Below are 13,040 nucleotides of genomic sequence, written 5' to 3' on the forward strand. Positions count from 1 at the left end.
CCATTCAGTGGAAAGTTGGCAGCGACGGTGCTGTCTATCGGATCGTCGCTGCCGAAATACGCCTCGGATCGTTTCATACACCGGGTGTTGGCACACGATCTGCAGATCAGGTTCGCCGGTGACTACCCCGCGCAAATCCGGCTGGAATCGCGGGCAGCGGCGGATGCTGGACGGCGCGGGGAGGACGCGCGCAACGCAGCCCTGGTTTCCTGCCTGGTCCGCAAGTGGAACAGCCGCACCGGCGAGTACAGGTGTCCGAAAAGACCTCGACGTAGAGTTCTGCCTGTCCGGCACGAAAACCTTCGCCGCAAAGAACCCGGACACACAAGCAAAAGGCTTGACAGGCGTCCACAAGTAATGGAGTTATTACTTACAATACATGCCGAGCGTAATGAGGAGAATATTGAGATGGACACCATGGAAGTGCCCGAGCAACCAGATGAAATGACGAAAGAGGAGCTTGCCAATCTCAATCCCGCCGAGTTGCGCGAGCATTTTCGCGCAGGCCGCTGGACAGGCGGCACGGAAGGACTGGCGCGTGGCTACGCCCAAGCCAACCTAATCATACTTCCAAAGGACGTTGCCCTTGAATTCCTGATCTTCTGTCTACGCAACCCCAAACCTTGCCCCATCGTCGAGGTAACCGATCCGGGGAGCCCGTTCGTGACGCAGTTCGCGAATGCCGACCTGCGCACCGATCTCCCACGCTACAGCGTTTACAAGGACGGCAAGCTGGTCGATCAGCCCTCGGATGTCACCGACTACTGGCGTGACGATTTGGTCGGGTTCCTGATCGGGTGCAGCTATTCCTTCGAGGAGGCGCTGATCAATGCGGGCATTCCGCTTCGCCATCAGGAAGAGAACAAGATCGTATCGGTCTACACAACGGATGTCGATTGTGTGCCCTGCGGACGTTTCTCGGGGCCAATGGTGGTCAGCATGCGTCCGATCAAGGATCACCAGCTGGTACGCGCGGTTCAGGTCACCTCGCGCTTTCCGGCGACGCATGGTGCGCCCGTCCATATCGGGGACCCGTCGAAGATTGGCGTGGACCTCAACAAGACCGACTTCGATACCGGCGTATTCGATCTAGATCAGGACGATGTTCCGGTCTTCTGGGGTTGCGGTGGCACACCGCAGGCGGTCGCGCTGAATTCGAAGATCGACTTCATGATCACCCACAAGATCGGACATCTCTTCGTTACCGACAAGCTGTCCGAAGAGATTGCGGCGATCTGATCGCCGCCAACTGTCAACACTAGAAAGAAAGAAGAAAGATGAAAGCAGCGCTTTACCGCGAATACGGCCCCCCCGAAGTGCTAAAATACGAGGAGGTCGATCACATCCCGCCCGGCCCGCGCGACGTGCTGGTGAAGGTCCGGGCCACGTCGGTCAACTGGTTTGACATAATCGGGCGTAAAGGCGAATACCGCCCCAACCTTCGCTTCCCGCATATTCCCGGTGGGGACATTGCCGGCGAAGTGGCCGAGATCGGCTCGGAAGTGACCAACGTCAAGGTGGGCGATCCGGTCGTGGTCTACGCGACGGTCGGCTGTGGGCAGTGCGAATCCTGCCGACGTGGCGAACCCAACGTCTGTCTGCATTACAAATACTACGGTTCGGCGCTCTGGGGCGGTTACGCCCAATATTGCACAGTGCGTGCCGACAACCTGCTACCGTTGTACGATGGGCTCGATTTTGCCGAGTGCGCTGCCACCAACATCACCTTCCTGACCGCCTGGCACAAACTGGCGCGCGCCAACATCCGCCCGGGCGAGGACATCCTGATTCAGGCTGTCGGTTCGGGGATCGGATTGGCCGCTCTCCAGATCGCCAAGCTGACCGGGTTGCGTGTGATCGGCACGGCCGGTTCGGACGAGAAATGCGCCAAGGGGCTGGAGCTGGGCGCCGACTACATGATTAACTACAAGACGCACAACTTCCGCGACGAGGTGCGCCGGATCACGGACAAGCGCGGCGTCGACGTGGTGTTCGAGCATGTCGGCAGAGATGTCTGGGAGGACAGCGTTCGCAGCCTGACCCGGTTCGGTCGGCTTGTGACGTGCGGCGCATCTTCCGGCTACGACGTGACGATGAACCTCGCGCATGTTTGGCACAAGCAGTTGAGCATTATCGGATCGAACCACGGCACGATGAATGAATTGGCCACCATCGTAAAGCTGCTGGAAGCTGGGAAGCTGAAGCCGATCATCGGTATGAAGCTGCCGCTGAGCGAGGCTGCCGAAGCGCATCGTTTGGCCGAGGCGCGCAGCGTGTTCGGCAAAATCGTGCTCGAGCCCGAGCACTGAAGCGCAAGGGCCGGATCAGGCTGCAGGGTGGAGAATTTACGCGTGACCAATTCGACGTTTCACAAACTGAGTGGTCCTTTCGAGGGCGATGTCCTGATATGCGATCGCAAACCGATCGCCCCTGAGGTTGCCGCTTATCCTCTCGAGGACGCACAGCGCGCCTTCGACCGGATATCGACTTGGCCCGCGTATTCCGTCACCCCGCTAATTTCCTTGCCGGGTTTGGCGGCAGATCTGGGGTTGGGCGGCGTCTGGTGCAAGGACGAGGGACGCCGTCTGGGCCTGGCCAGCTTTAAGGCGATGGGCGCGATCTATGCGTCCGTCGCCCAGATTTCCGAATTACTCGAGGAAAGGACAGGCCAGGCGATCAACGACCGCGACCTGCTGACAGGTCAGTATCAGGAGCACTTGCGCGGGATCTACCTTACCTGCTGTACCGACGGCAATCATGGGTTTTCCGTGGCCCGCGCGGCGCGGATGATGGGCTGTGGGTGCAAGATATACATTCCCCGCGGCGTCAGTGCCGCACGCGAACAGGCTTTGCGCGACGAAGGCGCGGATGTGGTGCGTATCGACGGCATCTATGACGAGGCCTATGAAATCGCTGCGCGTGACGCTGCGGCAGATGCGGGCGCGGTGGTAATCTCGGATTCCGCCACACGCGAGTACACGCGAATCCCGCGTCTTGTAATGGCGGGCTATTCGATCATGGTCCGTGAAATTTTGGATCAACTGGACGGCGAGGTGCCCACGCATGTCATGCTGCCAGCCGGTTGCGGCGGTCTGGCGGGCGCCGTGATGACCGCGTTTGACCAGAGAGTGGGTGGACGCTCTCCGAAGCCGATTATCGTCGAGCCGCTCAGCGCAGATTGCGTTTTCACCAGCAAGGTTGCTGGGCAAGAGGTCGAGATCGAGGGCGATTTGGAAACGATTATGGGCGGGTTGTCCTGCGCGGCCGTTTCGCATGTCGCTTGGCCTATCCTTAGCCAACGTGTTGCGGGCTGCCTGCGGATTGCGGACGATGTAGCTGTCGAGGCGATGCGCGCACTGGCCAATCCGAAAGGCGACGATCCGGCCATCGTCGCAGGTGAAACGGGTGGCGCGGGGCTGGCCGGGCTGATGGCACTTGCGGGCGATCAGGAGGCACGCCGCGCATTGGCTCTGGACAGTACCGCCCGGGTGCTGATCTTCAATTGCGAAGGAGCCACCGACATTGGCGCCTACCGCCAGATTGTCGGCGACGCCCGCAGCGACGAGTTGGGCATTTCGGAACCGGTCGACCGATCTGCACAGATGTCGGTGTGAGAGAGCGGAGCATGAACGCCACGACAGGAACGGGAATCGGCGCGCGGGTTCCGCGCAAGGAAGACGATCGCCTGATGCGCGGTCGAGGCTGTTATGTCGGCGATATGGCGATCACAGGCGTGACCGAGGTTGCATTTCTGCGCAGTCCGGTGGCCCACGCAACGCTGAACGATATCCTCATCCCGCCAAAGATTGCCGCTCACGTCGTCACCGCCGCTGACATGCCTGATGTGCGCCCCATTCGCGCCGTGTCGGGGTTGCCGGGTTTCAAGCCGTCGGAACAGCCGGTGTTGGCCCGTGGCAAAGTGCGCTTTGTTGGTGAGCCGCTGGCAATGTGCCTCGCCAAAACCCGCGCCGAAGCCGAGGACATAGCCGCGATGCTTGAGCCCGACTTCGACTTCCTGCCGATCTTGGCCAACACGGATAGCGCCGAAGCGGATGGCGCTGTCCGTGTCCATGAGGACTGGAACGACAACATCTATCTCGAAACGAACGTTGAAAAAGGCGATGCCGCAGGGATCAAAGGCGCCGCCGTGATGGTCGAGCGCGAAATCAGGCTGGGCCGGCACTGCATGTGCCCGTTGGAAGGCAAGGGTGCCGTCGCGTGGTGGGACGAGCGGCTGGATCAGTTGATCTTGTACACCTCTACACAGTTACCGCATCTGATCCGAACCGGCCTGTCCGAGGCGCTCGGGATCCCAGAGGGACAGATACAGGTCGTGGCACCTGATGTTGGTGGCGGATTCGGCTTCAAGTCTTTGTTGCAGCCCGAAGAGATTTGCGTCGCCTGGCTGGCCATGACGCATCGCCGCGCCTTTCGCTGGACCGAGGATCGGCGCGAACATCTGGTCGCTGCCGCGAATACGCGCGAACATCACTACCAGATCACGGCCTGGGCGGATGCCGAGGGCAAGTTGCTGGGGATAAAGGCGGACGCGCGCGTTGATGTCGGCGCCTATTCTGTCTGGCCTTTCTCGGCGTGCCTGGAATCTGCGCAGATCGCCAGCATCCTGCCGGGGCCTTATATCTTGCCTTATTACTCCTGCCGAACCCGCTCAGTTGCCACGAACAAGCCGCCCTTCATGCCTTATCGCGGTGTGGCCCGTACCGGGGTTTGCTTCGCGATGGAGTTGATGATCGACGCGCTTGCGCGTGAGCTAAAGATGGAGCCAGCCGAACTGCGCCGCAGAAATCTGGTGACACCGGATCTGATGCCCTATGACAATATTACTGGTAAGCATTTCGATAGCGGTGATTATCCTGAAAGCCTTCGCAGGGCCGAAGTCGAAATCGACCTCGCAGCCGTGCGGGCGCGTCAAGCCAAAGGCGAGGATGACGGCCGCCTGATCGGCGTGGGTTTCGCCACATATTGCGAACAGGCCGCGCATGGCACGTCTGTCTATGCGGCCTGGGGTATCCCGATGGTGCCGGGTTTTGAGCAGGCTGGCGCGCGTATGACGCCTGATGGCGGGCTGGAGTTGCGCATTGGCGTACATTCCCACGGGCAGGGGATGGAGACCTCGATGGCGCAGGTCGCGCATGAGGTGCTAGGCGTGGATTTCGACCGGATCAAGTTGGTGCATGGCGATACCGCGCTCACCCCGTATTCCACTGGCACTTGGGGATCGCGCTCGATGGTGATGGCAGGTGGTGCGGTGTCGCGCGCCTGCGAGATATTGGGCGAACGCGTCATGGCCATTGGCGCGCATCTGCTGCAGACCGGTACGCAGAATGTGCGCCTGAAGGGCGGCACCGTCACGGATGGCAAAGAGTCTGTCAGTTTTTCGGATATTGCGCGTGCATGGTATAAGCGTCCCCAATCGATCAGTGCCGATGTGGCCCATGAGGGGCTCGAGGTGATGGCAGGTTACAAGCCGCAGGTGGATAGTGGCACGTTTAGCTACGCCACTCATGCGGTAACGGTGGCGGTCGATCCTGATTTCGGCTCGGTCGAGCTGCTGGATTACGTCGTGGTCGAGGATGGCGGCAAACTGGTCAATCCGATGATCGTGGACGGCCAGATTCTGGGCGGTGTGGCACAGGGGATTGGCACCGCGCTGTATGAGGAATCGCCCTACAGCAAGGATGCGCAACCGCTTGCCTCGACCATGCTGGATTACGTGTTGCCCGGACCCTGCGAGGTGCCCGACGTGCGGATTTTCCACATGGAAACGCTTTCGCCCTATACCGCGCACGGCGTCAAAGGGATCGGTGAGGGCGGCGCCATCGCGCCCCCTGCGGCCATCGCTAACGCGGTGAACGATGCGCTGAAGCATCTGGGCGCGGAGGTAACGCAGACGCCGATGACGCCAGAGCGGGTTATGACCGCGTTGGTCGGTGCGCGGACCGCGAGAATTGTGCAATGAAGCCTGCCCCATTCACCTTTTTGCGCGCCCGAACCTGCGACGAGGTCGTTGAATTGCTGGCCACGTCCCGAGGCAACGCAAAGGTGATCGCCGGCGGCCAGTCACTGGGGCCGATGCTGAACCTGCGGCTGGCACGGCCGAACATCCTGATTGATATCAGTGGGATCAGATCTTTGACCGAGGCGCGGCAAGAGGGCGATGCAGTGATCTTCGGCGCCTGCGTCACTCATGCGTCCATCGAGGACGGGCGCGTTCCCGATCCCACGGGCGGTTTCATGCGACGCGTGGCACGCGGCATCGCCTATCGCGCGGTGCGCAACCGGGGCACCATTGCCGGAAGCGTCGTACATGCCGATCCGTCCGCCGACTGGCTGACCGTACTGACGACGCTGGATGCAGTGGTCAATATTGCGGGGACCGAAGGTACGCGGTCGGTTGCGCTGTCCGATTTTGTCATCATGCCATTTACGGTCGACCTCCGCGAGGGTGAGTTCGTGACCGGAATCCGAGTTGCGCAACGTGCCGAAAATGTGCGCTTTGGATACTTCAAGTTCTGCCGCAAGGCGGGCGAGTTTGCGTCGGCGATGGCGGGGGTCGTTGCGGACGGCAGAACGGCACGGGGCGCCATCGGCGCGACGGGGGCCAAACCCTATGTGATTGCGGATGCATCGCAGTTCTTGCCGGTCACTGACGGCACATTGGCCGAGGCGGCGCAGCATGTCCGCAACCTGGGCATCGCGGACGATGCGGCGGCCGACCGGGCGAACGGGGTCGCTTTCGCCCGCGCATTGAAACAGGTGGCGCAATGACCGACAAGACGATCAGCCTGACCGTCAATGGCGAACCTGTGGAACTCGCGGTCGAGGCGCGCACCAGCCTCGCGGATGTGCTGCGTGGTGATCTGCGTCTGACCGGTACGCATCTGGGCTGCGAACAGGGCGCGTGTGGTGCCTGCACCGTGCTGATCGATGGGGTGCCCGCCCGGTCGTGCATCAACTCGGTCGCCGCATTCAACGGGGCGGATATACGCACCATCGAGGGCATGGACGATGATCCGGTGATGGAGGAGTTGCGGCAAGCATTCCGGCAGCACCATGGGTTGCAGTGCGGGTTCTGCACGCCCGGCATGCTGATAATGGCGCGCGATCTGGTGTTGCGCATGCCGCAGGCCACGAAGGGCGAGATTCGGCTGGTGATGTCGGGTAACCTGTGCCGCTGCACGGGCTATCAGGGTATCGTGAACGCGATCCATTCGGTGATGCAGATGCACGGGGGCGGGTCGGCGGATGCGCCGCAGGCCCCCGGGACCGGTCCTGTCGGGGCGAGTCACCTGTCAGGCAAAGGCGACCGTACGGCGCTGGCCGCGGCGAAACGGGAGGTGCCCGAGGCCCTGACCGAGGCCGACGACAACGCGTCAGTTGAGGAGCGGTCGGCAAGGCGCACGGAGGTGGAATTGCAGCTGGTGCCTTCCGTTCATCACAGTTTCACGCTGGATTTTCCGCGCGATCAGGTGGCTGAACGGTTCCGCGATGTGCCTTTCATGATCGCCTGCATACCCGGTGCACGGCTGAAGAAAGCACATGACAGCGGAGTGTTCGAAGTAACGCTCAAAGCGAGCATGGGGCCAATTTCGGCCGAGTTCGCGGGTCTGGCGGAACCGGAATGGAACGAGGATACGACCGAAGGCACAATCTACGGGCGCGGGCGGGACAAACGCAGCGCCACGTCAGCACGCGGCGAGATGGCCTATGAGTTGACCGCTACTGCCGCGGGGGCCACCCTGGTCGATGTCCACATTGGCTACGCGCTGTCCGGCGCTCTGGGCCAGTTCGCTCGAGGGGCGATTGTCAAGCAGTTCGTCGCGGTTATCGTCGATCAGTTTGCCGCCAATTTCGGCCGCAACATGCGCGACGATGGCACGGGCAACACGCCGCCCAACTCTAGTGAATTGCGGATGGGTCGTAATATTTTCAAGATTCTGAAGATTATGCTGACGCGTCATTTAGGTTGGGGGAAGGATTAGGTGTGTGATCCCACGGTTTGATGGTGCGATTAATTCGTCGGACTGGAAGGATGCACTATGGGACAGGTTAATCACGGCAGCGCCACGATCGAGCCAGCGCGGTGCACCTGTTCAAGCCCGATTGCGAGGGCACGCTGTCCAAGCTGCAATACGGCGATCGCAAGCTTAGTCGTCGGCGCTGAGCCGGGGATTCGGCATTAAGCCGAAGACGGTCGCGAAGTGGCGCAAGCGCGAGACGCTGGAGGATCGCAAGACCGGTCCGAACCAACCGCGCTCGACCGTTCTCAGCGATGCCGAGGAGGCGATGGTGGTCGCTTTCCACCGACACACGCTGTTGCCCTTGGATGATTGCCTCTATGCCCTGCAACCATCGATCCCGCGTCTGACCCGCCCCGCGCTGTACCGCCGCCTTCGGCGGCGTGGCATCTCGCGGCTGCCGGATGTCGACGGGGGCAAACCAAGCGTCCGCGGTTCAAGCGCTACACGATCGGCTTCTTCCAAATGGGTATTGTCGAGGTGCAGACTGCCGAGGGGAAGCTCTATCTCTTCGTTGCCATTGATCCAACGAGCAAGTTCGCCGTCACTCAGCTGTTTGACAGGGCCGACAGGCGGACGGCCTGGTAATTCCTAGAGCATCTTTTCGGATCGGTTCCCTATCGGATCCACACGATCCTCACCGACCGAGCCATTGGAACGCCATTGGGCCGAGAGAAAATGGCGAGGGGCATCCAGTTCGCCGATCAGCCAAGGATCCGGATCACCACGTATTCCCGCCAGATGCGTTTCGACATGATCTTCACGGCGAACGGGATCGAGCACCGTCTGACCAAGCCCAACGATCCTTGGAGCCGCGAGGATCAGGAAATGGTCCGGGGAACCGTTTCCCCGCTGAACGTCAAACGCTACCGCTACGACAGCCATGATCAGTTGCGCGCGCACCTGTCGGACATCATGGCCGCTTACAACTTCGCTCGCGGGCTCAAGACCTTCAGCGGCCTGGCGCCCTACGAATACATCTGCAGGATCTGGACTTCAGATCCAGACAAATTCATCGTCGATCCGATCCACCGGTGACGGGACAGAACACTTAAGGATCGTTTGACATCTGGCCAACTGATCGCCTGTGGGCGTTTTCCCGGTGCCTTACTTGCCGATATAGATTCTGTCTGGATCCAGGCGGCGCAGGATGCCTAGTTCCTCGCCGGTGGGTGGGGTGTTTTCGGCCAAATCATCGGCAAATTCTGGAACAAAGCCCATGTTGTCCAGCACGTCCTGACGGGTGACGCCGGGATTTAGCGCCGTCACCGTCAGAAGGTTTTCAGGTGCGTTGCACTCGAAGGTGCATAGGTTGGTTATCACGCTTTTCACGCCACCTGCGATCAGCCCGCTGTCGCGCCGCGATGTCCCACCGCCACAATAGCCGGGGCTGGTGATGAAATCCACCTGCTCGACAAAGCGCTGCTTCGTGTGGGGCATGATGATGATCGTGTCGGACAGGCTGGCTATGTCATTGCCGCCACCAGTGCCGGGCAGGCGGGTCTTAGGCGCTGAAAAGGGACCAATGAAGGAGCTGTTCACGTTAGCGAAGCGATCGATTTGTGCACCGCCGATGAAGCCGATGTCGACATAGCCGCGCTGCAAAAGTGCCAGAACGTCGGTTGGACTGAGCAGCATGTTCGCCTTTTCCGCCGTGCGCATCTCATTCGTGGACGAGGGCAGGCGGCCGGGGCGAATGTACGGACCGATAATGCCGCCCTCGAACAAAATAGTCAGCGCCGGCGCGTGCATCTGTTGGGCCACCGTTGCTCCCAGCAGTGGAACACCGACACCGGCGAAGATGATCTGCCCGTCGGACATGGCGCGGGCACACATCACCGACAGTAGTTCCGTCGTGGTATAGGTGGACTGGCTCTGCGTCGTCATCAAGAGGCTCCTCCGATTAGCGTGTCCATCTTCATCAGGCGCAGGAAATCGTTCCAATCGTCAGGGCCGTAAACCGCGCGCTGCAGGAAATCCGCAGCCCCGTCGACGCCGTCTGTGCGTGTCCTGGCGGCGTAGTCGTCCATCACGTTGTAGAACGGCTCGTAGTGCCCCGCGCATTCATGCGGGGCCGCGCCGCCTGGCACCTCGACCACCGCGTCGACCGTCATGAACGGGATTCGGGTGTGATCCGGAGCATTGCGGATCTCGTCATTGTCGATGATCTTTTCGGTGGTCAGGATCACCTTGTCCGCGGCCAATGCCATGTCGTCGTCCATGAAGGGCAGCCCGTCATATTGCGCGTTGCCGAAGCGGTCGGCCCGCTGCACATGTATCAGCGCCACGTTGGGATTGATCGCAGGCAACAGCAGCATCTCATCACCCGAATAGGGGCAGGTCATGGTTTCCAGCCTCGATTGCAGGGCCTTCGGGATGGTTGAGCCCATCATCACCCGCGTCGGCATAAAGGGCAGGCCCATAGCGCCGGCGCGATACATCATGCCAAGGCTCATATGGCTCCATTCCTCGTAGATCACGCGGTTGTTTTCCACATGATCGCGGAGCACGCGCGACAGGCCCCAGACGATGCCTTGGCCGAACCAACTGGTCATGTACTTGTCGACGCAGCCGCCGGCGAGAAACAGATCGCCCTCGGTCGAGGTGATGCTGCGCGACACGGTCAGGTTTTTCGGTTTCTTGCGGATCAGTTCCCAGCACGCGGCAAAGGGCGTGCGTGAAAAGGTATTGCCGCCGATGGCCACATGATCGCCGTCATTGACCAGCGCCATCGCCTCGGGCAGCGACATGACCTTGTCGCGCAGGCCACGGTTGCGCTGCGCGAGGCGGGCGCGCAAGCTCATATAGCCTGGAACGCGGGTATCGGTCTGAGTGTGGTGGGACATGCGGCTCCTCCTCGGTCTCGGTATCAGCCCTGATCCATGGTGATGGTGACATTGCCCTGTGCGTCCAGAAAAGCACGCGCATCCGGTGGCACCACACAGGTCGTGTCATACTCCTCCAGAATGAATGGGCCGCGCCGTTCAGCGGTTAGATCGGCACGGGCGACGATTTCGGCGTCCTGCCAGCCGTAATCTCTTCCGAAATAGGCCTTGCGGCTTTTGGGGCGTTTGTCGGCCAATGTGGCGCGTTGCGGAATTCCGGGCAGAGCCTTGCCGGTTTCGGCGGCGGCGCCCGACAGCTTGAACGCGCACATCTGCAAAGGTTCTTCCAGCGATGCGCGATGACCATAGGTCAGTTCGTGCTCGTCACCGAAATCAGCCTCGATCTTTTCGATTGCGGCCATGTCGAGCGGGCCACCGGCGATCGGAATCTCGATCTCGTAGGTCTGACCTTTGTAGCGCATGCTGGCGTGGCGGCTGAGATCGACGACCGAGCCATCGAAACCGTCTTCCTTCAACTGCCGCAATGCCTTGGCCTCAAGCGCGCTCCAGCGGCTGTCCCACTCATCAGCCGGAATGTCGCGCAGAAGCGACGTGGAGGATTCGGTGTAGGTGTGTTCAACGTCGGCATAAAGCAGTCCGTAGGCGGAAAAGAGCCCGGCGGAGGGGGGGACCAGAATGTTGGTGATGCCTAACTCGCGTGCCATGTCGCAGGCAAAGAGCGCACCGTTGCCGCCGAGGGCGAACAAGGTGAAGCGGCGCGGATCGCGGCCGCGCTCCGACGACACAGCCTTGATCGCGCGAATCATATTGGAAATGGCGATCTGGCGCGCGCCATAGGCGGCAGTGGTCACATCCGTTCCCATCGGCTTCGCCAGCAGCTTTTCGAAATAATCACGGCTACGCTTTGCGTTGAGCTTCAGTTCGCCGCCGACCAGAAATTCGGGGTTGATATAGCCGAGAAGGACGTTGGCATCGGTTATCGTGGGATACTCGCCGCCGCGATCGTAGCAGAGCGGCCCAGGATCCGCGCCGGCGCTTTTGGGGCCGATACGCATCGAACCGCCCTGGTCGATCCAGATGACCGACCCGCCGCCCGCGCCGACCTCGGCCACGTCGATGGCCGGCACCCCAAGAAGATAGCCGCCGCCCGTCAGAAGGCGCGACGAAATCATGATGCCGCCGCCGACCGAATATTGCTGAGAAAGGACAAACTTGCCGTCTTCGGCCACCGCAGCCTTTGCCGTAGTGCCACCCATGTCAAAGCTGATGAGGTTTTTATGCCCACTTTCGGCTGCGTGGCGCACCGCGCCTACCACGCCTGCGGCCGGACCGGATTCGATGATGCTGACCGGACGGCGCGACGCACCGTCTGCGGTGGTCAGACCACCGTTCGACTGCATCAGGCGGATGGGAGCTGACATGCCGCCTGCGCCCAAATCGTCAGTCAGTGTTTTCAGGTAGGAAGCGACGATTGGCTGAATATAGGCATTGATAACGGTGGTGGAGGTGCGTTCGTATTCCTTGATCTGGGGCAGGACGTCCACGCTGAGGCTGACGGGCATACCAGGGGCCAGATCCTCGATCACTTCGCCGATCAGCCTTTCATGCGCGGGATTGACGTAGGAATTCAAGAGGCAGACGGCGATGCCCTCGACACCTTCGTCCAGCAGGCTGCGCACCGTTTTTTCGATCTCGGCCCGCTCGAGCGGGGTCTCGATGTTCCCCTGCGCGTCGATGCGTTCGGGCACCGTACGGCGCAGGTAGCGTTCGACGAGCGGGATAGGCTTGTCCCAGTGCAGATCGTAGAGTTTGGGCATCCGCAGGTTGCGGATTTCCAGGATGTCGCGGAAGCCCTGTGTGGTTATCAGCCCGATATGCGCACCCTTGAATTCTAGAATGGTGTTCGACCCTACGGTCGTTCCATGCAGGAACTCGTGGATATCGCTGAGCGTGAGGCCGGAATCATCGAGAAACTTCGTCAACCCTTCCGTGATAGCCTTGGCGTAGTTGTCGGGGGTGGACGACACCTTGCGCGTAAGCGTGCGGCCGTCTCCGGTGACGAGAACGAGGTCGGTGAATGTGCCGCCAATGTCTATTCCGACGCGGCAACCGAGGGTGCGGGCTGTATCTGGCATTGGTTTGATCCTGATCTTCT

Annotated in this window: 9 protein-coding genes and 1 pseudogene; 7 read left to right on the top strand and 3 right to left on the bottom strand. The window is 61.0% G+C overall.

The annotated features are described in order from the left end of the window. Window positions 1–15 precede the first annotated feature (15 nt). The 7 genes and pseudogenes from V5734_RS07280 (at window position 16) to V5734_RS07310 (ending at window position 9,077) form a co-directional block, all read left to right on the top strand. Window positions 16–1,239 (top strand): putative hydro-lyase, encoded by a 1,224-nt coding sequence (locus V5734_RS07280; protein ID WP_347312841.1) that lies wholly within the window; start codon window positions 16–18, stop codon window positions 1,237–1,239. A 38-nt stretch (window positions 1,240–1,277) separates the two neighbouring features. Then, entirely contained in the window at window positions 1,278–2,309 is a 1,032-nt protein-coding gene (locus V5734_RS07285; protein WP_347312842.1) for a zinc-binding dehydrogenase, read from the top strand. A 42-nt stretch (window positions 2,310–2,351) separates the two neighbouring features. Continuing rightward, window positions 2,352–3,614: a diaminopropionate ammonia-lyase gene (locus V5734_RS07290; protein WP_347312843.1), complete on the top strand. Its 1,263-nt coding sequence runs from the start codon at window positions 2,352–2,354 to the stop codon at window positions 3,612–3,614. Window positions 3,615–3,625: 11 nt separating this feature from the next. Continuing rightward, window positions 3,626–5,980: a xanthine dehydrogenase family protein molybdopterin-binding subunit gene (locus V5734_RS07295; RefSeq protein ID WP_347312844.1), complete on the top strand. Its 2,355-nt coding sequence runs from the start codon at window positions 3,626–3,628 to the stop codon at window positions 5,978–5,980. Between the two features lie 53 nt (window positions 5,981–6,033). Then, window positions 6,034–6,789 carry an FAD binding domain-containing protein gene (locus V5734_RS07300; protein ID WP_347312845.1) on the top strand — a complete coding sequence of 252 codons (756 nt, stop codon included), beginning with the start codon at window positions 6,034–6,036 and terminating at the stop codon, window positions 6,787–6,789. Continuing rightward, window positions 6,786–8,003, top strand: a complete 1,218-nt coding sequence (locus V5734_RS07305; protein ID WP_347312846.1) for a 2Fe-2S iron-sulfur cluster-binding protein — start codon at window positions 6,786–6,788, stop codon at window positions 8,001–8,003. Before V5734_RS07300 ends, V5734_RS07305 begins: the two co-directional genes overlap by 4 nt. Window positions 8,004–8,060: 57 nt before the next feature. Further along, window positions 8,061–9,077: pseudogene (locus V5734_RS07310) on the top strand (IS481 family transposase). Between the two features lie 69 nt (window positions 9,078–9,146). On the opposite strand, the gene V5734_RS07315 reads toward V5734_RS07310, so the two are convergent. Genes V5734_RS07315 through V5734_RS07325 form a run of 3 tightly spaced genes read right to left on the bottom strand, consistent with a single transcriptional unit; the run spans window position 9,147 to window position 13,020 of the window. Beyond that, window positions 9,147–9,926, bottom strand: a complete 780-nt coding sequence (locus V5734_RS07315) for a CoA-transferase subunit beta (protein WP_347312847.1) — start codon at window positions 9,924–9,926, stop codon at window positions 9,147–9,149. After that, window positions 9,926–10,885: a CoA transferase subunit A gene (locus tag V5734_RS07320; RefSeq protein ID WP_347312848.1), complete on the bottom strand. Its 960-nt coding sequence runs from the start codon at window positions 10,883–10,885 to the stop codon at window positions 9,926–9,928. Before V5734_RS07320 ends, V5734_RS07315 begins: the two co-directional genes overlap by 1 nt. 23 nt (window positions 10,886–10,908) lie before the next feature. Beyond that, on the bottom strand, window positions 10,909–13,020 hold the full coding sequence (locus V5734_RS07325) for a hydantoinase/oxoprolinase family protein (protein WP_347312849.1): 2,112 nt from the start codon (window positions 13,018–13,020) through the stop codon (window positions 10,909–10,911). Window positions 13,021–13,040: the final 20 nt, after the last annotated feature.

This window comes from Defluviimonas sp. SAOS-178_SWC, assembly GCF_039830135.1.
GTDB lineage: Bacteria > Pseudomonadota > Alphaproteobacteria > Rhodobacterales > Rhodobacteraceae > Albidovulum.

What these genes read in the sequence shown, in the direction of transcription:
- V5734_RS07285 (WP_347312842.1), top strand. Translation starts at nt 1,278, where the DNA reads ATGAAAGCAGCGCTTTACCGCGAATACGGCCCCCCCGAAGTGCTAAAA.
- V5734_RS07295 (WP_347312844.1), top strand. Translation starts at nt 3,626, where the DNA reads ATGAACGCCACGACAGGAACGGGAATCGGCGCGCGGGTTCCGCGCAAG.
- V5734_RS07315 (WP_347312847.1), bottom strand. Translation starts at nt 9,926, where the DNA reads ATGACGACGCAGAGCCAGTCCACCTATACCACGACGGAACTACTGTCG.
- V5734_RS07325 (WP_347312849.1), bottom strand. Translation starts at nt 13,020, where the DNA reads ATGCCAGATACAGCCCGCACCCTCGGTTGCCGCGTCGGAATAGACATT.
- V5734_RS07305 (WP_347312846.1), top strand. Translation starts at nt 6,786, where the DNA reads ATGACCGACAAGACGATCAGCCTGACCGTCAATGGCGAACCTGTGGAA.
- V5734_RS07320 (WP_347312848.1), bottom strand. Translation starts at nt 10,885, where the DNA reads ATGTCCCACCACACTCAGACCGATACCCGCGTTCCAGGCTATATGAGC.